Below are 22,108 nucleotides of genomic sequence, written 5' to 3'. Positions count from 1 at the left end.
AAAGAGAGGCCACTGTATACGTACAGTGCCTCTCTTTTTGGTTTGTTTTTTGTACTACAAATTCATATCATGCAACGTTGTGCGATGTATTGGCTTGTGTACTTTTGACAGGTGCTGAACGATACGAGCTTATAACGATGATGACGGCAACAGCAACCCCGACAGCGCCAATCCAGGTAATGGATGATAATGAAACGCTGCTGACCGCGATTCCGCCAATACCTGCGCCGGCAGCCATGGCTAATTGCATCACCGAACTGTTCAGACTAAGCATGATGCCAGAGGATTCCGGAGCCATGGTGACCAGGTTATATTGCTGAGTTGGTCCTGAGGACCACGCGGCAAAAGACCACAAAATCAGAACAAGGAAGACAGCGAGATGAGAGCTTGCCGTTATATTCAACAGGACCAGACTTACGATATGTAATGTCATGCCTGTGATCAGCGTTCGTTTTACACCCCATCGGTCAGCACTGAACCCTCCAACTTTTGAACCGATCAGACTTGCTATGCCAAATGCGAGTAAAGCTGAACTGAGTAGTGCTTCGCTCATTCCTGAAACGGATACAAGGTAAGGTGAAATGTACGTGTAGGCAATGGAATAACCACCTAACCAGAAAAATGTCACCAGCAGTGCCAGTACAATGCGTGGCTGTTTGAGCAAAGACAGTTGTTTCTTCAGCGGAACAGGCGCTTCTGCTTTGGAAGGCGGAATGGCGGCCGCAATTACCAGCATGGCGAGAACGCCAAGAACAGCGATACCGGCAAAAACAAGCTTCCAATCCCAAGATGCAGCTACAAGCCTTCCGAGCGGAACGCCAACGATCAAAGAAGCCGTAAATCCAGTGATTACTGTGGCGATTGCACTAGCTTGTTTGCCCTCCGCTGCTATTTGGGAAGCGACCGTTAATGCCGTGACAACAACAACACCTGCGCCCAAAGCCATCAACACTCGTGCTGCCACGAACAGTCCATAACCCGGCAACAGGTAGGCAAGAACATTAGCCACAACGAATAGACCGAGGAAGTATAGCAACAGCTTGCGACGGTCCCAGCGCGAAGTCAGTGCAATAATGACAGGTGTACCTAGCGCGTATACGAGCGAAAAAATCGTAATGAGCTGTCCGGCAGCGATTAAAGAGATGTTCATCGTATCTGCAATACGATCCAAAATGCCGGCAATGACATATTCGGACGTTCCTACAAGGAAACTGACCAAGGCAAGAACATAGATTTTGAGCGTAGAAGACATGGAAACATAACCTCTTTCTAATTATAATTATTATATTTTTAGAAATATAGAAATAAAGACGATAGAACAAGACATGAATGCTCTGAATGCAACCCATCTGCGCGAATGGTAATGTTACAACCTAGATAATGAATATTGGAATAAGCGTAAACTTAGGTGACCTGGTTTTACTAATAAATATTGTGCGTTGTTTCAATATTTCTAATTATATAGAAATATAAATCAAATTTTTTATTTATTTAGCAGATAGGGAACAAACTTTTGTGCGGTCTCCGTGTTTAGGCTGTAGTAGATATACGTACCTTTCTTCTGCGATGTGAGCAGACCACAATCGGACAGCTGTTTCAGGTGATGAGACAGAGTCGATAGGGCAACCGTAACAAGGCGGCTCTCCAGATCGGCAGGACACAGGTTGCTTTCGCCCGATAAAATCTGAATGATTTTGTAGCGTGTTTGTTCGCCCAGCGCTTTATGAATTTTGACGACTTGTTCAATCTCATTTGAGTTTGATTGCATAATGATCTGTCCTTTCGTCTTTATTTCTTATTTCTAGTAATATAGAAATACAGTAGCATATGTTGTTTGAAAAGTAAACTCTCGGACGAAGATTCCACACTTTCTAATGCGTCTGTGTTAACAGCCGAAAGTCTGGAGTAACTTCTCCCGAGAGTTATGTGAGTTGTATATTACCGATCCAGAGAATCAACATAGTCTTTGGCTTCCTTCAACGAAAGACCTCGGGCTTCACGCAGTCGTTTGATCGCCATAATTTTTTTCCCTTGTTGTATAAGTGTAAGCAGTTCCTGATCCAGATCCGTTTGGGCTGGTTGGATTGTGTGGGAAGGAAGTGCTTCTTTCGGCGACAAGGTGTAATTGAAGTCGGATCGGACGCTGCCGGTTGAACCGTTCTCCAGACGCTCGACATCTCTTTTCAATTCATTTAATTGGCGTTGCAGGCTGGTGACTCTGACCAGTAACACAAAGATCAGAAGCAGCAAAACGATCCATACCAAGGTGTTCATTTCCATGATGTCATGTGCCTCACTTTCATTTATTCATATTTAGCCATTATTTTAGTTGAACCGGGATTTCCTTGACACCACGAACATTCATACCAGGTCTCCATTCCAGTTCATTCACATCTGCCTGAAGCTGTATATTTGGAAAACGATTCAGAAGTGTGCTGACTGCAATCTCACCTTCCAGACGAGCAAGCGGTGCTCCCAAGCAGAGATGAATGCCCTTGCCAAAAGCCAGATGCGAACTCTTCTCGCGTGTGATATCGAAAATATCAGCATCCTTAAACTGCTGTTCGTCCCGGTTGGCGGAATCAAGCGCAACAATGACAAGATCACCTTGAGCGATACGTTGTCCACGGTATTCAATATCTTCCAGAGCCCAGCGGGATGTGCTGAACTCCACCGGTCCGTTATAGCGAAGCATCTCTTCAATGGCATTGTGAATAAGCTCGGGCTGGTTGATGAGCAGTTCGCGTTGCTCCGGATGCTCCAGCAGGGCGAGAATCCCATTTCCGATCAGATTCACGGTTGTTTCATGACCGGCAATAATTAATAAGGAGACAACGCCAAGCAGTTCTTGTTCAGTTAATTGCTGCCCGGATTCTTCCGCAATGACGAGCTGGCTGATCAGATCAGTGCCGGGATCTCGGCGAACTTTTGTAAACCAGGCCGTCAGGTAATCCGTAAACTCCCTGGCATGCTGCTCAAACAGCTCGGCGCTCTCGGCTATGGAAGCATCAATTATCGTATTGGACCAGATGCGGAATTTGTCACGATCCTCAAGAGGGACTCCCAGAATTTCACTAATGACAATGATGGGCAGCGGGAAGGCAAAGTCATCGATCAGATTCATTTTTTCCTGTGACGGGAGGTTGTCCAGCAGTTCATCAGCAATGTCCTGAATATGGCTCCGCATGTCTGCGACCAGTTTGGGTGTGAATGCTTTCTGCACAAGTCCCCGAAGACGTTTATGATCCGGTGGATCGGAGAACAACATATTATTGGAGAAGATGCTTTGATTATCAGCTCCGTAACGTCGGACCATATCTTTGCTGAAGCGAGGATCTTTCAGGATCTGGACTGCATCCTCGTATCGCGTAATAATCCAGCCGAATTCCCCGTGAGGAAACATGAGTCTGAAAACAGGCTCCTCTTTTCTTAACATTTCATATACCGGGTAAGGGTTGTGTGTGAATTCTTTGGTAAAAAACGCTGGCTTTGAGGACTCTTTGGGTTCATTTGGGTTCAAATGCAAAATCTCCTCTCATATTCCTGCATAATACCTGCACCCTCTATATATTCAATACACAAGCTTTTGAAACCTTGTTTTTTCTTCATATGGATGATAGAGCAGGAAAATAGAGGAAGATGGAAGAAGACATGGTAGAGAGAATCGGTTATTATGCTTGGTAAAAATGAAAATGAGGTGAACGCTGACATGTCTTACGCACAACTTCCTTTGCATCATCACCAGATTCCGGCAAGTCGAATGGTTCTTGGCTGTATGCGGTTTGGGGGTGAATGGGATGGGTTCCCCATTACTTCAGATCTTGTCGTAGAAGGTCATCGAGCGGTAGAAGCAGCTATTGAAATCGGCATTAATCACTTTGACCTGGCGGATATTTACACACGTGGTAAGGCAGAGCATGTCTTGGGACGAGTTTTATCCGAAACTCCCGGTTTGCGTGAACAGATCATTATACAGTCGAAGTGTGGTATACGTCTTGTGGGTGATGATGAAGGGCCACAGCGTTATGACACCTCAGGTGCACATATCCTGGCGAGTGTGGACGGTATCCTGGAACGGCTCGGAATCGGATATCTGGATATTTTGCTGTTACATCGTCCTGACCCACTTGCCCATCCGCAAGAGATTGGAGAAGCACTGGCTGAGCTGCATCATTCCGGTAAAGTGCGCCATTTTGGTGTGTCCAACATGGGTTCTGAACAGATTCGTCTTCTTCAGCTTCATAGTAAAGTACCTCTGATTGTGAACCAGTTAGAGATGAGTTTAGACAAAATTGGATTCGTAGAAGCTGGTGTGACGGTAAATCGTCCTCAAGCCAGAGACAACGTGTTTCCCTATGGCACGATGGAATATTGTCAGGCAGAGCATATTCAACTGCAAGCTTGGGGTCCACTTGCTCAAGGGCGATTTACTGGCAGGGTAGTTGAGGGACAGCGCGCGGAGATTGAGCATACGGCTCAACTGGTTGATCGAATGGCTAAGGAGCGTGGAGTTACACCGGAATCCATCGTATTGGCTTGGTTAATGAAGCATCCAGCAGGGATTCAACCTGTCATTGGTTCGATTCGACCAGAACGTATTCTGGCCTGTCGTGATGCAACGAATATTGAACTTACCCGTTATGAGTGGTACGAGCTGTATTCGGCTTCGTGTGGGCGTAGAATGTAAGTAGAGTCTTCTGAGAGATTGGTTAGTTTCGATCAAAATTCATAGATATTGGGTGAAATATGAACATATAAGAAGACACAGGCTGCTGATGGCCTGTGTCTTCTTTGTAATAATGGGCTTCATTTGGTTGAAACACACGATCGAAAGTGTAATGATTCCTAAGGTCATATGGCCTACAATGCTTTTAAATGGGTAATAAGCATGCTGATTCGGATCCGAAACCAGTGTGTTGGCACGGCTGTAAGGATATTTCACCTTCATATTTGCGCTAGAGGCTATGTCCATGGACTTAGAAGAAGTGCTGATAAGAAGGACGTTTCAACCATTTTTAACGTTTTACCGGGTAGTTGCTGGAGTGCTGTGATAAAATGATAGGAATAAGAACATACGATCTGTTTACGTGAGAGGAGACACCTTGACGATGGAGATGCTTAAACCACCCGCCGAGACATTATACGAGGTTGAATTACGTGCGCTGCGAGAGGAAGATCTGGGGAAACGTCCCCCGAACTGGCTGTTATCTCCCGCCTATGTGCGCGATTTTATTATTGGCAGGGATAAGCCTGCATTATTGAATGGAGAAGAAGTCACGATTACCCGCAAATTCTATGGCAATGACGTGTTAATTGAACGTGCAGTGGTTACTCTTGCAGGCAATCGAGGATTAATGCTCGTGGGAGAACCCGGAACAGCCAAGACTATGCTTAGCGAACTGTTAACTGCTGCGATTTCCGGTACCAGTCTGAACACGATTCAAGGTACAGCAGGCACGACAGAAGATATGATCAAGTATTCCTGGAATTACGCCATGTTGCTTGATAAAGGCCCTTCGGAAGCTGCACTTGTGCCATCACCGTTATATAACGGCATGAAGAAAGGCATTCTTACCCGTTTTGAAGAGATTACACGTTGTCCCGCGGAAGCGCAGGATAGTCTGATCAGTATTCTCAGTGACAAGGTCATGAGCATTCCTGAACTGGATGGTGGTGTATTGTTTGCCCAACCGGGATTTAACGTTATTGCTACAGCCAATATTCGGGATAAAGGTGTTAACGAAATGAGTGGTGCATTGAAACGTCGGTTCAATTTTGAAACGATCAAGCCCATTCATAACGTAAAGATGGAAGCCAAAATCATTGAATCCCAGGCACGAAGCCTGTTGTTACATAGTGGAATTGATATTGAAATTAACCCGGATGTGGTTGAATTGCTGGCTACAACATTTATGGAACTACGCACCGGCATGACACGGGAAGGATACAAGCTCGATACCCCTCAAGCATCCATGAGTACGGCGGAAGCAGTGTCTGTCTATGTCCAGAGTGCGATGACTTCCTATTATTACGAAGATAAAGCTATTGCACTGGATCGGTTGGTGCAGAACATGCTGGGCACCATTGCGAAGGAAAACGACAAGGATCTGTCCATTCTCAAAACCTACTTCTCCAAGGTCGTAAAAGAGCGTTCCAGAGAAGAGGGAATGTGGAAGGACTATTATGAGGAGAGAAAATGGATCGGTTAACAGCAGTTCTGGACCCTGATGTTGAGCAGTTACAATCCTTGTTCGAGTCCCAGGTATATAACCTGAGTAATCATACGGTCTATTATCCTATTAGACACCACAGCCCTGCATGTTCGTATCACTTGTTACGATTAATCGGGGAGTACAAGCCGGATATCATTCTGATCGAAGGACCGGAGAGCGGTAATCCATTAATTTCGGTGCTGAGTGATGAGGCAACGATACCTCCTGTCAGTCTGTACTATACCTATGAGAGTGAATTGGAGAGAGAAGCCTGCTATTATCCGATGCTTCGGTATTCGCCTGAATATGTAGCTTTGAAAGAAGCAAAACGGCTGGACATTCCGGCGAAGTTTATTGATTTGGACTATCAACACTTCTCCACTCGTGCATCCAAATCTGACCAGACAGAACAAAAGGAGATCTCCATTCAGGACGAAACCTTGCTTGCGGGGTCTGATTTCATTAACCGATTATGCCAAAAAACAAACTGTCGCAGTTTTGATGAATTGTGGGAAAAGGTGTTTGAAATTGGTGGTCTGGAAAAATCCACTCGGGCATTCGTGCAGGATGTATTCACGTATTGTACTTTATCCCGAATGTGCTATTCCACGGAACGATTACAGTCTTCAGGTGATCTGGCAAGAGAAGCACATATGAAACAACATATTCAACAAGCGGTGCAGGAGCATGACCGTGTGCTTGTCATTACCGGTGGGTTTCATACGTATGGACTGTTGATGTCAGAGAAACATGAATCGGAATTGGAACAGCCAGAAATGAATAAACGACATACAGACCAACGTTTGGATGGACAAGGTAAACCAGGAACGTCTCAACAAAGTGAGGTTAATCCAGATACGGTTCACCAACAAATGTACCCGATGGTCTATACCTTTGCTGAGGCGGATCGGCTCAATGGATATGCGAGCGGCATGCCTTATGTAAATTATTACGATCAGATCTGGAACCAGCTGCTTCGCAAAAAGAGTACACCGTATAATCTAACGGCTCTGGACTTGTTATCTCGGCTGATGCGCCAATTACGGGATGGACACGAGCATGTATCAACGAGTGATGCAATTGAGGCATACAGTATGATTCAAGGTCTTGCCGGGCTTCGTGGTAAAAGGGAAGGCGGCGTCTATGAGTTGATGGATGCAGCACTCTCTTCCTTTGTGAAGGGTGAGCTTACCTTGGCGACTGATAAACCGCTGCAAGAGCTGCAGCAGTTATTGACAGGAGACGTCATTGGAAGCGTGGCTCCCAATTCATTCAGTATTCCCATCGTGGAGGACTTCAAGGCTCGTTGTACAGAGTACAAACTGCAGATTCGTACAACAGGTCAACACAAGAAAGTGCTGGATCTGTATGCGAAACCGGAGCATCGTCAGATAAGCCAATTGATTCAATGCATCACCTATCTGGTTCCGGAATTCGCGAAACGGCAATCGGGGCCGGACTGGATCGCAGAGCGTGATATGAATCTTGTTCGCGAAACCTGGGTTTATATGTACTCATCTCGCATTGAAGCCAGATTGATAGAGAACTCTCTCTATGGTGGAACACTTGCCGGGGCCGCTACACGCAAAATGGAAGAACAGATGCAGGAAGTACCGGATCATCATAGCGGTGAACTTGCCCGACTCATGCTTCAAGCGCTGCTCATGGGACTTCAGGACACTGCGATGAAACTTTATGAACAGGTCCGTTCAGCGCTGAGAACGGACGGGAATTTTCTATCCTTATGTAACAGTCTGCATGTCTTGAACCGAATTCATCAACACCGCAGGTTGCTGGGATTATCTGACGAGCAACATCTCCCTGACCTGGTATCCGAAGCTTATAGGAATGCCGTAGACAAGTTGTTACAGCTCTCCAGAGCCAATCCGGATGAACATGAAGCTATTATTCAGGGATTGAAGCTGCTAGCCATGCTCGCGGAGTCATCAGAGGAGAATTTTCAGGATGAGACATTCCGAATTCACCTGAATGAGCTTCTGTCTGATCACCAGCTTCCGGCTCAGCTGGAGGGTGTGTGTGTGGCTATTTCCTCAGGGCTCGGTGACAGGCCCAGGGATGAGATTGTTGATCGTGCTCGCGGGTATATCCATGGTACACCGGATCAGACCCGTCAAACGGCACTTTTTTTGCAGGGAGTATTCACTGTAGCGCGTGACGCTTTTTTATATGAAGATCAGCTCTTGTCTGAGTTGAATTATCTGATTGAACAGCTGTCATACGACGACTTCATCAGTATGGTACCGGAATTGCGGTTGGCATTCACCTACTTTACACCAATGGAGACGGGCTTGATTGCGGAGCGGGTGGCGAGTCTGCATCAGGTTGAACCAGAGGAGATGTTGAGGCCTGCGGTCGATGAACAGATGCTGATTCAGTCCAAGACGTGGGATGAAGCGCTTCGAAAGGAGTTTGCCGCATGGAAGCTAATATGAATGAAGCGAATCGGACAACGGACGAAACCGGAGAAATCAATGAAAGTTCCAATCCGGATGGAAGCAAACGAGGGGATCAACATTCTGCTGAAACCTTAAATCGATGGCGTCTGATTCTCGGTGAATCGGCGGAAGAAGGGTTGTGTAATACAGACCAATACACTTCGGCTGAATTTCAATATACGGAAATCGATGAGATTCTGGGGTATCTGTATAACCGTGAATACGGTGAAGAACAAGGTTACCGAAAAGAGGGAGGACGCGGTGTGTCTAACCTGACTGTACCAAAATGGCTGCACAAGGTCAGGGATCTATTCCCCAAACCAACGGTAGAAATTTTGGAAAAACAGGCGCTTGATCGTTACGGGCTGACAGAATTGTTAACGGACAAAAAGCTGCTTGAATCCCTTGAACCCAACATGAATCTGCTCAAGAATATTATGCAGTTCAAAGGACGGATGAAAGGTGAGGTATTAAAGAGCGCCAAGGATATCGTGCGAACTGTGGTTGAAGAGCTCCGCAGCAAGCTGGAATCGCAGACCCGAGCCAGTATCATGGGCAAGCGCAGTCGCTATACCTCCAGTTCAGTACGATCCTTACGCAATCTGAATTTCAAGCGAACCATCACCAAGAATTTGAAAAATTACGATAAAAACAAGCGCAGGTTTGTGATTGATCGTCTGTATTTCGATGGGAATATCCAGCCCCATAACAAGTGGAACATCATCATTGGTGTGGACGAAAGTGGCAGTATGCTGGATTCAGTCATCTACAGTTCGGTGATGGCCAGCATCTTCTACCGTTTGAATGCGTTGCGCACCCAATTATTCATATTTGATACGCAGGTTGTTGATCTGAGCGACAGGCTGGAAGACCCCGTAGACGTGCTCATGAATGTACAGCTCGGCGGGGGCACACATATTACCAAAGCGCTGCGTTATGGCGAGACGTTAATCGATAATCCGGGCAAAACCATCTTTATTCTGGTTAGTGATCTGGAGGAAGGTTACCCGATTGCGCAGATGTACAAAGCCTGTAAAGATATCATCGATGCAGGATGTAAATTGCTGGTTCTCACCGCGCTCGATTTTAACGGGGATTCAGTCTATAACAAACATGCCGCACAGACATTAACCAATATGGGGGCACATGTAGCAGCAATTACGCCTAACGAACTCGCGGATTGGATTGGCGAGATCATCACTTAAATTCAAGGAGGAATGTGTAATGCTTACCGCAGACCGCGCAGTTGAAACTTTGGTGGAGAAATTCGCAGTAACCTGTTCAAACGAGTATTCATTAAAAACAGATCGAAGCTCCGAAATTATCGATTACGTCTTGGGAACGACAGACAAGTTCCCGGATATGATGGGAAATTCGAGTCATTATGTGTATCAAACGATTGATCTGCTCATGAAGCTTGCCAAAAAAGACGATGGAGATATCTTTTACCGTGCCGGGGCTATTGTGATATATCTGGAATCCAATTATTCCAAAAGAAATTCATGGAGAACGGATGCCTTTACTGTCTGTATGGGAAATGACTCCGAAGCTTACGGATTAAGCGGGAAGAGCAAAAGCGCTGATCGTATGGATGGATTGTTGTCCCGGTTGGAGAAGATCAAACAGTTTGCAGGCGAGAACGAAATTCTGACTGAATTAAAGAGTAAATTAAAGCGTGCCCAGTGGCTTTTTGATTCCAAAAAAGCGGACAGTCAAGGGGATTACCGGGATGTAATTAATGCTTTAATGCTGCTGCAATTATATTCAAGACTCAGTGACACGGCTTCTCATCTTGCAGAGGTTCAATCTTCTGTTCAATCGTTACCAGTGTTGTTTCAACATGTGATGGCTAATGATGCAGATAAGTTGCGGGACGAGCTACATACGTTGATTGAACCTGTAGTGGTCAGTAATATTCAAGGGAAACATAACGGATCTTCCCAAGAATTGAAGGATGAATTCCTCAAGGAGAAGCGTAGTCAGCTCATAGCTGAACTGTATCCCAATACGTCTTTCTCTTCAAAAGAGCAATGTTCACACACAGTATTCCATCAAACTATGGTACTTGTGAGTGGTGCCTTGTTGTACCTGATTAACATTAGTGGAGGTAAACAACGGTTCCTTGATACAAATAGTGAGATTGGGCATGTTTTGCTTCACACAGTACATCAATTACATGAGATTTATCCACTTGAAGTTCGCCGTTACTTGCTGAGTATGGACCCTAGATCCAAGAGTCCAAATGATCTGCTTGCTGGACTTGTGCCTCTGGATGAACCTTATCAGTTGGTTGAAATGTTGCGGGACGAGCTTAATTCGTACACGGTATCTTGGAACATGTTACAATCCGCGATCGCGAATCGTCCTGAACAAGCGATTCGAGCATACGAGATTATCAAACCGCCATTCCTCAAACTCTGCATTCAGAAATTCATGGAGGATCAAGGATTGACATTGCCTAATGCGGAGGGGTCACTGGAGCAAGCGGTATTTAACGCTCTTCGGCATCCTTTGGACGGGGGACGTCAAGGACTTGCGATTGCAAGATACTTAAGTGGGGAAAACACCCTGGAGGAATATTGGGAGGACCCAAATAGTCGTGGGTTGTTTAATCAACTGAATCGGGATAAAAAGCGTGTTCACAACCTCATTAGTATTAGTTTTCTGCCCTTGGATTCGGAGGCGATGCGCAGGTTCGCAATCCTGACCACTCATCCCGATTGGACACTGGATATTATCTCGGACATGTACAATTCATACGCGTTTAGTGGAGAGCAGCTGCTTCAACGTTACGGGCAAGACCCTGAGGTGCAACGTGAGAAATTGCTAACCAGCCTGATCTCACTTAATGGCATGACCGACTACAGATACAAATCGATGCCGCATGACGAATACCGCCGAATCATTCAGCAGAATCTGGACTATGCACTGACACAGTACAAGAAACTGCCAACAGATACACGCATTTTAATTCTGGAGATTACCTTTGAACAGCGTGATGAGTTATCGAAGAAAATATTGGCTGAAGCGATTCGTGCCGGACTGCAGGATTCTTCCAAAAAGGCCAACGGCGTGGCGTTAGCGGAATTCAACCGAATTCCTGATCAGGACTTGTATACGCTCGTCTACCTCTCGGAGAAAAAAGTGGGAATCAAAGAGATGGCTTTGACCGCGATCCGCAGTTTGGAAAATAGCAAGGAGCTGTATGGTGAGCTTTTGAAGAAAGAGAAGTCCGACGATTGGAAGAGCTTGATCCAAATTCTGCTGGATACCGCAGATCTAAGTCCAGAGTATGCCCATGCTGCACTCGCTGATCAGGCGGATGCCAAAAAGTTGTCGAGACTGAGCTGGTTGTCCTTGAAAGATCTCCCTTCACTGATACGTATTGAAGACAATCAGCCTTTAGATGACCGGATTAAACAGTATGCTTTGGTCCAATCATTGGATCATACATCCGGTCCTAATGAACGGTTGAATGAATTACGAGATTACGTAAGTGAGGCATCGCTCGCTCGTTTTGCAAGTGAACTGCTCCAGGTCTGGATTCAGGAAGGTGCTCCTGCAAAAGAGAAATGGGTGATGTATGTATCAGCACTCTTTGGCGATATTCAGATTGTAAATATTTTAGCTCCGCAAATTAAGGAATGGACAGAAAACAGCCGCGGCGCGATTGCAGCAGATGCTGTGAAAGTGCTCGCTTATCTGAAAGATCCATCTGCTCTTATGGCGATTGACAAGATCAAACGTGGCGTGAAGAACCGTCAGGTGAAAGGTGCAGCAGAAGAAGCGTTGCAACTTGCAGCCGATAATATGGGACTTACCTCGGAACAACTGGAGGATCGGCTGGTCACCACACTTGGTTTTGATGAAAAAGGAACCATGCAGCTGAGTTACGGAGAGCGTTCCTTCCTGGTTAAGGTCAATGGAGACTTACAAGTCGTTGTCTTAAATGAAGAAACGGGCAAATCCGTGAAGAGTCTGCCTGCTCCTGCACAGAAAGATGATCCTGAATTGGCAGCGCAGTCCAAGGCACGTTTCACACAGCTGAAAAAAGATCTCAAATCCATGGTTAACATTCAGGCGCAGCGTCTGGAAGAGTCATTGTCCAAGCAACGTCTGTGGTCTGCCGATGAGTGGAAAGCATTGTTTGTACAAAATGTAATCATGCAAAAATTTGCTGTTGGTCTGATCTGGGGAACGTATGAGGATGGCGCTCTGATGAGCACCTTCCGTTATATGGAGGACGGCACCTTCAATTCTGTGGATGAAGATGAGGTTGATCTGCCTTCGGGTGCGCAAGTGGGACTTATACACCCGCTGGAACTGGATCAGGCGACGCTTGAAGGTTGGACAACGCAGTTGGAGGATTACGAGATCAAGCAGCCATTTGAGCAACTGAATCGTGAGATTCACCAGCCTGAAGATGAGGACAAGACAAAGAGTGAATACGATCGTCTGCCTGAGTCTGATTTCTCACCAACGGCTTTCCCCAAAGCACTGGAGAAATACGGTTGGATCAAAGGACCGGCACAGGACGGCGGCTGGTATCATGAATTTTATAAAGAGTACGGAGATCTTGTTGCAGAATTGCAATTCAGCGGTACGAGCATCACGTATTACGAGGGATTGGATGACATTACCCTGGAATCCCTTCATTTCTTCAAACCGAATAACAAGCAATATTATTACTATGGTGACAACAAACCCATTGCTCTAGGCAACGTTCCAGGTCGCGTGTTCAGTGAAACGATCTACGACATTCTGAGAGCAACGGGGCGTTGATGACGTGAATGGATTCAAGGAAAAATTCCGGATTTTTTCGAAGCTGTGCACGGAGGATTATCTGATTCGGTATGCCAACAAGGGGTTGTACAAAAGGTCTTTGAAAGAGTTGGACAATGGTGTAAGTGTAACGTACACATGGAATGCATCATCTGTGAGTTGTCAGCTCAGTGACGGGACACAATGTACGCTTGAAAATACGCTGGATCATTGGGAATGCTCCTGCCCGGCCGATCATATCTGCAAGCATGTGCTTATTGCAATTCTGTATGATCAACGGGAATATACGGCAGAGGATTCAATGAATGCAGACGAGAAGCATGCGCTGGATAAGGACTCAGGGATATCGGACAATGATCCGTTGGACGTACCAAAAAACGTATCAGTAACAGAATCAGCATCAAACTTAGTATCAAATGTGGACGATCCAAGCGAAATTCCGCATACGGTGTCACGTGAGATCGAGTCTCGCTTCCGCTGGATGACGGAGTCTGACCTTCCCGTGTTAATTAAATCGTATAGTTCTTCCATGATTGAGGAAGTTGTTTTCCGACTGAGATACCCAGAGGAAATTAAGATCTTTGAAGATTCACTTCTTACGGTTCATCTGACCACCCAGAATATCGAGGTGTCTTTTACTGAGGAAGCGAACCTTGCAAAAGCACTATGTAAGGTGCAGCAGACAGCCGGGAAAATGGCCAAGCTTGAAGCTTTGTTACGGTACCGGAACCTAAAAGGCCTAGATGATAGGGATGCATTAAGTGGACGGGTGTACGAAGCCAAGTTCTCTCTTCAGACGGTGCAGGAATGTCGGGTTATGCTGGCAGGATTGTTGAAGACGGGACTGGCCCGCCTTCCTCAGTCCTATATGGCACAACTGGAGACCTTGGCAATCGCTGCTCATAGTGGCAACCTGCCTGACATAGAACGCAGTTTACGAGGGATTCAAGGAGAACTACAGTTGTTTTTCAACAGACATATACGTTTCTCCATGCAATCCATGTTGGATCGGGTAAGCAAGCTATATCTTGCACTCCAGGTTCTTGAAGAAGAAAAGGTGTCTGTCATTCAGCAGAGTCAGCTCATTGGCAATTTTCGAAGTAAATACTTTACGGTTCCTTCACTTCACCTGTATGGACTGGGAGCTGACGCTTGGGAGACACGATCCGGTTTCCGTGGAATCACTTATTATTTCTATTGTTTCGATGATGAGGAAATCTACACCTATAGCGATGTACGTGCTGTATATTATGATGATCAGCAGTTCTCATATACAGAGCATTATGGTGCATTCACACCATGGCTGCCTAATCTGACCTTTCGCCAGTTTGTGGGTGAAGAAGTTCAATTCCATTCAGTTAAAGTGAATGAAGAACGCCGGATCTCTTCAGGGGAAGGTGCCAAACTTGCGATTTTGACACGAACGGGTGTGGAAACGTTGAATCTGGGCAAAACCATGCAAGACGTAACGTCTGTACTTCAAGAGGAATCGCGATCATTCGACTTGTTTGCTGCTCCCAAAGAACGACTGGCTGTGATCAAAGTTTCTCGAATCGTGGACCATAACTTTGTCAAACAAACGCAGGATCTTGTCCTGACGGTTGAGAATACCGAAGGGGAAAGACTGGCACTCACTCTCCCGTATTCATCTGACTGGCAGGCGATGATCCAAAGACTGGAGTCAGGATATGGTTCCCAATCACTTGAACATTTCTATGCCTTTGTGCGTGTGGAACCAAAACGGATTAGCCCAATCAGTTTCCTGAAGGGTCAAACGGTGCTCAGTCTGAAACTGGATATCGGTAATGGGAGGATGGGCAGACTTGGAAGAATATAATCAGTTCATGCAGAAAATTAACGGCTGGTCAGAAGAGTTGCTGCTGCGCGGGTTATCTCAGTTTACGATCCGAGATATTGAGGTACTTGAGCAGCTCTCAGTGGAATCCTTACAGTTGCAGAAGAGTTTCCTTCATGAATTGTTGAATCACGTCATTAAGGAAGGACGTAGCGTGGCTCTTGGACAAGGGGATGAAGAGTTGCTGTTATCTCAGTATTGTCGTCTTACCCAATATGTACAGCTCAGTGTACAAGAAGAGGCGTGATATTGGGTAGTAATCGAAGCGAAGGCCAATGAGAGCGATATGATGTAGTAAATAAGATGTATTATAGAAGATGAGAAGATTTGCAGAAGGCTACAAGGCCACTGCAAATCTTTTTTTATCGTGGAGTAAGTAAAAGTCATTTGCCAAACGAATATAGGTAGGAAGCACGGATCAACACGAGCACTCGTGATCATATGAGCATGGAAGGGAGGGGACATCTAATCGTGGAAGAAGAACAGATACGGAAGGCAGTAGCGAATCGTGATCCTGAAGCCATGGAATGGGTGATGAACCACTACGCAGGTTTGTTATGGAAGATTGCTCATTCCATCCTACATCATGCATCGACAGAAGAGATTGAAGAATGCGTAGCAGATACATTTTTTGCTTTTTGGCAGAATCCGGATGCATTCCAGTTTGGGCGAAGTAGCCTGAAAAATTACCTTGCAACAATCACAAAACATAAAGCGATTGATCGCTACCGGAAACTTAATCGAAGAACTGAGCTTACATATGAAGAGGAGATTCATTCGGTGCAAACGGATGATTTGTTGGTTCAGATGATCAGTAAAGAGACATATACGGAACTTAATCAAATGATTGAATCTTTTCCAGAACCGGAACGGGAGATTATGAAACGTCGGTTTTACGAAGGACAGAGACCCCATGAGATATCGGAAGCATTGTCCCTACACGTTAGGCAAGTCCATAACAAGCTTTATCGCTCCAGGCAACGATTGAGGACATGGTGGATGAATAGGAAATAAAGGAGGCGATCAAATGCGAAAATCCGAAAAAGAATTCACTGAGCAGAACCTCTTTAATATTAAAAAGTTGTTCTATGATAAATTGGCGCTGAATGAACCACCGACCGTTACGAGATCAGATTCATCATTTTATCCATCTGTATTATATCCATCCGCTCCATCCGCACAGACAAAGAAGTCCATGAATAAAAGAAAAAGGTATCGCAAAGCCATCTATATTCCTGTAACCGCTGCGTTATCGTTATGTCTTGTTACAGGGGCAGCTGCATCGGTGGGCATCATTGATCTGTCTACTGTTCTTCATTTTCTAGGTGTAGATCGGATTGGCATTCTTCAGCCTGTTCATCAGGTGAGTGAAGATCAAGGGATTCGAATGGAGGTTATAGGTGCTGTCAGGGACGGAGATACAACGGAAATCTATGTTTCATTATCGGATCTGACGGGTCATCGCATTGACGATACACTGGATGTATATGATTACAGAGTAACCGGAGGTAATGCAAACAACGCTCAGATTATTCATTATGATGATGCGAACAAAACGGCTATTGTCCGATTCCTCATTCAAGGAAAAGTCAGCAAAAATCGGATTACCGTTCAGATCAATACGCTGATGTCAGGTGCATCTCGACAAGATGGTTACAACGTACAAGTGGACTGGGAGCAGTTGTTACAAGAAAAGCAAAACAATAACTATGATATCGTGGATCAAGATCGTATAAGTGGCTTGGGAGGTACAACCGATATTCAATTGGAAACCGATCCAATTCCCGTACTGCATCAGGATGTAACGAATGTCCCCGTTGAGGGTATTGATTGGATGCATATTTCCAATATAGGTTTTGTGGAGGGCAAGTTACACATTCAGATTAATCCGAATAATGAGATTGGCGAGTATAATCATGGATATTTCTACTTCACGGATGAGCAAGGTCAAAAACTCGATATACCTGAATATTCCGTTAGCTATGGACATTATATGAAAGATGGGGTCGGGTATGGAGGAGATTATGAGGAGTTTGTGTATGATCTGTCTGCTGTTGACAATTTAGATAAGCTGAGAATTCAAGGCAGCTTTACGAGCATAAGTGAAGTTGTGCAGGGAAATTGGAAAACGACCTTTAACTTGAGTCAAAATGCTTTGAGTAAAACAGGAAACATTCAGCTTGATGCAAATGGAGGCTTACAGGCAAATGTTACTCTTTCCCCGGTTGGTGTCACACTTACAGGTGAGGCACTGAGTATGATTCGGATGGAGGATCTGAGTATTAAAGTGCACCTGAAGGATGGTACAAAGTTGACTGGCGAATCCGGTTTCCTCCAGCTGGATCAGGATTTCATTAAGTGGATATCCCCTAAGACCATTCCGGTGAATGATGTGAGCTACCTGCTAATCAATGGAGAGAAAGTAACTTTGCAAGATAGATAATATAAAAAGTGAATCAAAGAATCGGGGAATAAGTGCAATCAGAAGGCTGTTCTGTTATCGGAGTGGTAAGTGAGAATATTCTTTAGTTCAACTTATATAAAATGAATTACATGTCATATCCCGATTTATGACGCATACCATTAGGCGAATGCGGTCATAAGGGAGGAAACTAAGATGTCCATGAGCGAACCGCTGTTAACGCAAATTGTGAATCAACATATTCCGGCTGGCGCAACGGTCGTCACTATTGATAAACCTGTTCAACATCCAGCGATCTATGCGGCAGATCTTACCGGTGACGGTATGCCGGAGATTGCTACAGTCTATCAGTTGAATGGTGAGCTGTATTTGCTCATTCTGAAATTTGTTCAAGGACATTGGATCAAGATGGCACTAATTAAGGGATTGGGGTATGGGGTGACTTTAATGACTGCAGCCCCTGTAACTTCAACGGCAAGGAACAATCTCATTATCGGTTGGCGGATTGGTTCTATTTGGTCTAAGCTTGCCGTATATGAGTGGACCGAATCAGGGCTCAAAGATCTGGCGCCTGACGATCTATACTATAGCTATGCAGAGATTATAGATATGCCTGGTCCGCATGGTCGAGATGGGAAAGTGGAGATTGCACTCTGGATACATGACACAGGTGAAGCCTATCGTGTGGAGATTATCCGATGGCAGAATGGGAAATGGGTTCCTGCACCGGACGTATATGCAACCTATTATCCAAAAGTGGTGCAATATTACGAGCAACTAACCCAGCAATATCCTGATTATATCTTTTACTGGTATTACCTTGCGGATGCTCAGTACCATGCCGGCCAGTATCCGGCAGCACTTGCTTCCGTTCAAAAAGCACTCAGCTTTCCGGAAGCGTATCCTTCCAGAGAGGCGCTACTGGAGCTGGAAAAGAAAATTAAGCAGGCGATGGTCCCTGTAAGCCATGCCCGGGTAGCGACATGGTTATATCCAATCTCCGTTCGAACCACGAGTGGGACGCGTTGGGGGTATATGGATGCCCAAGGTCACATTCGGCTTGAGCCGGTTCTGGATGACGCGCAAGAGTTTCAGCCGAATGGATTGGCTGTGGTTGTGAAGGACGGTCGTGCCGGCGTTATTAATCTTCAGGGGCAGTATGTCGTTCAACCTGTATACGATTCCATCAATTCCTTTTCCGAAGAACGGGCGATAACAATTGATCCTCAAGGATTTAAGATGATTAATGAACAAGGTACAGTCCTGACCAAACGGGCGTACCCGTATATCTCGAACATGAACGACGGTCGAGCTTTATTTTACGATTCTAATCCTGGCCAGGCAGATGGATCGGTGAGTCGGTACGGTTATCTGGATGCGTCGGGCAATGAGGTGATTCCGGCACAATTCGCTTCGGCGAATGATTTTCAAGATGGTAAAGCGGTTGTGCAGATTAAGGACAATGAATATGCGCTCATTAATCGCAATGGACATCGGCTCGCAACGTATCCATATGCCTATGTGGGACCACTGGGGGATGGACTGCTTGCTTTTCAAAAAGAAACCTCGGGCAAATATGGGTACATCGACGAACGGGGTAATATTCGTATTCAGCCCAAATTTTCATCGGCATTTCCTTTTAACAACGGGCAAGCGATCGTTAATACAGCAGAGGACTACAAATCGAACTATGGCGTCATTAATACGCAAGGATCGTTTATCATTCAACCCGCCTATAATGACATCCGCGAACTAGGCGAGCATCGTTATGCGCTGGGGCAAGCAATTAATCCGGAGCAGCCGTATATTGGCTCTGTATACGCGATTGCAGATACCAATGGCAGAAGACTTACGGAGTTCCTATATCGCGAAGTAGGCAATTACAAAAACGGCCTTGCTTCCGCATCGGATGGAAGACAGACCTATCTGTTGGATTTGAGTGGAAGACCTGCCGCTGGGTATCCCCATGTAGAAGGTTCGGGTACGCTGGAGGTCGTGGCACCAGATCTGATTAAGGCCTATGTAGACCAGCGTTTATCGTATGTGAATCGGGCCGGACAGATCATCTGGCGGCAAAATACAATCGTTCCACTTCATCCACCGTACCGTGTACGCGAAGAGAAGTACAAACCAAACAGGGACTACCTCGTATATTATCCGCAGGTGGAGGGATTAACGAACCAAGCGGAGCAAATTGCGCTGAATGCCAAGTTGAAGCAACTCTCTCAGGTTAAACCGATCCCTGCCGATCAGCAGCTGGATTACACGTATACAGGTGATTTTGATATAACGTTTTATCAGCAGCAATTGCTGCAACTGCAACTCACAGGTTATAACTACCCGGCGGGTGCAGCGCATGGTATGCCTACGATGATCTATGCGATCATTAATCTGACGAATGGTCAGTTGTATGAGTTGAAGGATTTATTTAAACCGAATAGTGACTATGTAAAAGTGTTGAGCCAGATTGTGGGGGATCAGATCAAAAATGATCCTCAATACTCGTATGTGTTTCCGGACACCTATACGGGGATTAGTGGGGATCAGCCGTTTTTTGTCACAGCGGATGCTCTACATCTCTACTTCAATCCATATGACATCGCTCCCTATGCGGCAGGTTTTCCAACGTTTACGATTCCATTTGTTCAGATCAAGGATATCATTAATACAGAAGGTTCGTTCTGGAGAGCTTTTCATAATTGATTGAGGGGACAGCCAACATTTTAACGAAAATATACGCTAAGGACGTTGAGGCACAAAGACAGCGGATTTTTCCTGCTTTAAGCAAATGTCCGCTAATGCTTAGCTTATATAACAGTCAAAATGTTGGCGCTACCCCATATAGAACTACTCCATAGAGCGCTACTATAAATCAATCATTCCATCCTTTACACACATCAATCCACTCTGAATAACTAGAGTATTTTTCTAATTGTTTTATTGTAAGTTCAATAGCACTATTGCTACTCCCGCAAGCTGGATAGATTGTGTCAAAACGTTTTAGAGATATGTCTAGATAAACAGAAACATCATTTTTAATAGCAAATGGACAAACACCTCCAATGGCATGACCAACCATATCAATGGCTTCATCAGGAGAAAGCATTTTTGCTTTTGTTTTGAAATACTCTTTGAATTTTTTGTTATCCACTTTTGCATCCCCGGCAGCAACCACTAAAACAGCTTGTCCATTCACCATAAAAGAAAGTGTTTTTGCGATTCTCTCTGGCTCACAACCTAATGCAGATGCAGCCAAATCCACGGTTGCACTAGATACTTCAAATTCGATAATTTGAGAATCCATACCATATTGTTTAAAAAAATCTTTTACTTTTTCAATTGCCATAATCATCACACCTCATTTTTAAAATATTTTCTAGAAGATCATAGATGAAACTTGCCTATGTTCTTGGGTAAAAAATCATGTTGTAAATGACACATGGTTCTTGATAGGGATTATTATAGGAATGAAAAACATTAGCACGAAAGCGGAGTGCTTGATTTTCTTTTAGAACAATTTTTTTTGTGTTGACTACCAGCTCTAACATACCTTGTAGCACAAAAACATATTCTTCCACACCTTCAAGGTGCCTTTCAGATGGATGGTGACACCCAGGATCAAATTCGATATAAAATATCTCAACGTTACGGGTAGGGTCAAAAGGAAAAACAGGAAATGCTCTCATTTTTCCATCATTTTCAATGATAGCGTCTTTGGACCGTGTATCAACCACATTGCACTCATCTTCTAGCTCTTCCAATAATAAAGATAAAGGAACTTTTAAGCCCACTGCGATTTTCCAAAGAGTTGTAATCGTTGGTGAAGACTGTCCTCTTTCAATCTGTCCAAGCATAGGCTTACTTACATCAGTAAGTTTAGAAACATCTTCAAGTGTAAGATTTCTAGTTGCTCGTATTTCTTTTAACCGTTCTCCAATAGTTAATACTGGCGATTGCATTGCATCACTCCTTTTGTATGTTATAACATGTTGAAATATAATATAACATACTAACAGTTGAATTCAATAGGCGACAGTTAAATGATGTAAGTAACTCTTTCACATATTTATCCATACTAAATGGAAAATATTACGGGAGTTACAGATCAAAGAAGTCATATTTATCTATACAAGCAAAAAACGAAAACTTTCTCCAACAACAATTTTTTTGCTTGGCAAGAATGTAAATACTTCACCAGACATTCTCAAGTTAAGCGACGAGGTCATATGTCCAATAGGGCTTATAAGATGCTGTTAGACAACAATAATCCGTGATGAGGTATTAATGCTCCGTGAAGAGGTAGTGATCATTCAGGGCTCTATGAGATATTAATGTGCGTATATAGCACTGTGCTATATTGAGAATGATTATTAATATCAGG

16 protein-coding genes are annotated in these 22,108 nt (G+C 44.8%); 10 read left to right on the top strand and 6 right to left on the bottom strand.

The annotated features are described in order from the left end of the window. Nucleotides 1-67: 67 nt before the first annotated feature. The 4 genes from EL84_RS23200 to EL84_RS23185 all read right to left on the bottom strand — a co-directional run bounded on the left by EL84_RS23200 (nucleotide 68) and on the right by EL84_RS23185 (nucleotide 3,520). Nucleotides 68-1,252 (bottom strand): MFS transporter, encoded by a 1,185-nt coding sequence (locus EL84_RS23200; protein WP_047843290.1) that lies wholly within the window; start codon nucleotides 1,250-1,252, stop codon nucleotides 68-70. A gap of 231 nt (nucleotides 1,253-1,483) precedes the next feature. Beyond that, nucleotides 1,484-1,768 (bottom strand): ArsR/SmtB family transcription factor, encoded by a 285-nt coding sequence (locus tag EL84_RS23195; protein ID WP_036613842.1) that lies wholly within the window; start codon nucleotides 1,766-1,768, stop codon nucleotides 1,484-1,486. A 170-nt stretch (nucleotides 1,769-1,938) separates the two neighbouring features. Beyond that, nucleotides 1,939-2,280, bottom strand: coding sequence for a ribosomal protein L7/L12 (locus EL84_RS23190; RefSeq protein ID WP_047843289.1), 342 nt, complete (start codon nucleotides 2,278-2,280; stop codon nucleotides 1,939-1,941). A gap of 40 nt (nucleotides 2,281-2,320) precedes the next feature. Continuing rightward, entirely contained in the window at nucleotides 2,321-3,520 is a 1,200-nt protein-coding gene (locus EL84_RS23185; protein ID WP_047843288.1) for a cytochrome P450 family protein, read from the bottom strand. Nucleotides 3,521-3,709: 189 nt separating this feature from the next. Here EL84_RS23185 and EL84_RS23180 point away from each other — a divergent pair, with 189 nt between their 5' ends. The 10 genes from EL84_RS23180 to EL84_RS23135 all read left to right on the top strand — a co-directional run bounded on the left by EL84_RS23180 (nucleotide 3,710) and on the right by EL84_RS23135 (nucleotide 20,430). Next, nucleotides 3,710-4,687, top strand: a complete 978-nt coding sequence (locus tag EL84_RS23180; protein WP_047844366.1) for an aldo/keto reductase — start codon at nucleotides 3,710-3,712, stop codon at nucleotides 4,685-4,687. Nucleotides 4,688-5,108: 421 nt separating this feature from the next. Further along, nucleotides 5,109-6,209 (top strand): ATP-binding protein, encoded by a 1,101-nt coding sequence (locus EL84_RS23175; protein WP_047843287.1) that lies wholly within the window; start codon nucleotides 5,109-5,111, stop codon nucleotides 6,207-6,209. Continuing rightward, nucleotides 6,197-8,665 (top strand): DUF5682 family protein, encoded by a 2,469-nt coding sequence (locus tag EL84_RS23170; RefSeq protein ID WP_047843286.1) that lies wholly within the window; start codon nucleotides 6,197-6,199, stop codon nucleotides 8,663-8,665. Before EL84_RS23175 ends, EL84_RS23170 begins: the two co-directional genes overlap by 13 nt. After that, nucleotides 8,650-9,873: a VWA domain-containing protein gene (locus EL84_RS23165; protein WP_235431586.1), complete on the top strand. Its 1,224-nt coding sequence runs from the start codon at nucleotides 8,650-8,652 to the stop codon at nucleotides 9,871-9,873. Before EL84_RS23170 ends, EL84_RS23165 begins: the two co-directional genes overlap by 16 nt. Nucleotides 9,874-9,892: 19 nt before the next feature. Further along, a complete protein-coding gene (locus EL84_RS23160; protein ID WP_047843285.1) occupies nucleotides 9,893-13,450 on the top strand; it encodes a DUF4132 domain-containing protein in 3,558 nt (1,185 codons plus the stop codon). A 4-nt stretch (nucleotides 13,451-13,454) separates the two neighbouring features. Continuing rightward, on the top strand, nucleotides 13,455-15,287 hold the full coding sequence (locus EL84_RS23155) for a hypothetical protein (protein WP_047843284.1): 1,833 nt from the start codon (nucleotides 13,455-13,457) through the stop codon (nucleotides 15,285-15,287). After that, nucleotides 15,274-15,552, top strand: a complete 279-nt coding sequence (locus EL84_RS23150) for a hypothetical protein (protein WP_047843283.1) — start codon at nucleotides 15,274-15,276, stop codon at nucleotides 15,550-15,552. Before EL84_RS23155 ends, EL84_RS23150 begins: the two co-directional genes overlap by 14 nt. 224 nt (nucleotides 15,553-15,776) lie before the next feature. Next, nucleotides 15,777-16,319, top strand: coding sequence for a sigma-70 family RNA polymerase sigma factor (locus EL84_RS23145; RefSeq protein ID WP_047843282.1), 543 nt, complete (start codon nucleotides 15,777-15,779; stop codon nucleotides 16,317-16,319). A gap of 13 nt (nucleotides 16,320-16,332) precedes the next feature. Beyond that, the gene (locus EL84_RS23140) at nucleotides 16,333-17,748 is read left to right on the top strand and encodes a DUF4179 domain-containing protein (protein ID WP_047843281.1); all 1,416 of its coding nucleotides are present in this window, start codon (nucleotides 16,333-16,335) and stop codon (nucleotides 17,746-17,748) included. A 174-nt stretch (nucleotides 17,749-17,922) separates the two neighbouring features. Next, nucleotides 17,923-20,430: a WG repeat-containing protein gene (locus tag EL84_RS23135; protein ID WP_047843280.1), complete on the top strand. Its 2,508-nt coding sequence runs from the start codon at nucleotides 17,923-17,925 to the stop codon at nucleotides 20,428-20,430. Between the two features lie 169 nt (nucleotides 20,431-20,599). Here the strand turns inward: EL84_RS23135 and EL84_RS23130 are convergent, their stop codons facing one another. Together EL84_RS23130 and EL84_RS23125 are read right to left on the bottom strand one after the other, a co-directional pair. Further along, complete coding sequence (locus tag EL84_RS23130; protein WP_047843279.1) at nucleotides 20,600-21,073, bottom strand: YbaK/EbsC family protein; 474 nt, start codon at nucleotides 21,071-21,073, stop codon at nucleotides 20,600-20,602. A gap of 55 nt (nucleotides 21,074-21,128) precedes the next feature. Then, a complete protein-coding gene (locus EL84_RS23125; RefSeq protein ID WP_036613859.1) occupies nucleotides 21,129-21,686 on the bottom strand; it encodes a helix-turn-helix domain-containing protein in 558 nt (185 codons plus the stop codon). Nucleotides 21,687-22,108 lie beyond the last annotated feature (422 nt).

Origin of the sequence: Paenibacillus sp. VT-400, from assembly GCF_001029205.1 — a bacterium.
Classification (GTDB): Bacteria; Bacillota; Bacilli; order Paenibacillales; family Paenibacillaceae; genus Paenibacillus; species Paenibacillus amylolyticus.
This window is presented reverse-complemented; position numbering and strand designations above follow the sequence as displayed.

Excerpts from the sequence above, each read along its gene's own strand:
- EL84_RS23200 (WP_047843290.1), bottom strand. The coding sequence starts at position 1,252 with ATGTCTTCTACGCTCAAAATCTATGTTCTTGCCTTGGTCAGTTTCCTT.
- EL84_RS23195 (WP_036613842.1), bottom strand. The coding sequence starts at position 1,768 with ATGCAATCAAACTCAAATGAGATTGAACAAGTCGTCAAAATTCATAAA.
- EL84_RS23190 (WP_047843289.1), bottom strand. The coding sequence starts at position 2,280 with ATGGAAATGAACACCTTGGTATGGATCGTTTTGCTGCTTCTGATCTTT.
- EL84_RS23180 (WP_047844366.1), top strand. The coding sequence starts at position 3,710 with ATGTCTTACGCACAACTTCCTTTGCATCATCACCAGATTCCGGCAAGT.
- EL84_RS23175 (WP_047843287.1), top strand. The coding sequence starts at position 5,109 with ATGGAGATGCTTAAACCACCCGCCGAGACATTATACGAGGTTGAATTA.
- EL84_RS23170 (WP_047843286.1), top strand. The coding sequence starts at position 6,197 with ATGGATCGGTTAACAGCAGTTCTGGACCCTGATGTTGAGCAGTTACAA.
- EL84_RS23165 (WP_235431586.1), top strand. The coding sequence starts at position 8,650 with ATGGAAGCTAATATGAATGAAGCGAATCGGACAACGGACGAAACCGGA.
- EL84_RS23160 (WP_047843285.1), top strand. The coding sequence starts at position 9,893 with ATGCTTACCGCAGACCGCGCAGTTGAAACTTTGGTGGAGAAATTCGCA.
- EL84_RS23140 (WP_047843281.1), top strand. The coding sequence starts at position 16,333 with ATGCGAAAATCCGAAAAAGAATTCACTGAGCAGAACCTCTTTAATATT.
- EL84_RS23135 (WP_047843280.1), top strand. The coding sequence starts at position 17,923 with ATGTCCATGAGCGAACCGCTGTTAACGCAAATTGTGAATCAACATATT.
- EL84_RS23130 (WP_047843279.1), bottom strand. The coding sequence starts at position 21,073 with ATGGCAATTGAAAAAGTAAAAGATTTTTTTAAACAATATGGTATGGAT.
- EL84_RS23125 (WP_036613859.1), bottom strand. The coding sequence starts at position 21,686 with ATGCAATCGCCAGTATTAACTATTGGAGAACGGTTAAAAGAAATACGA.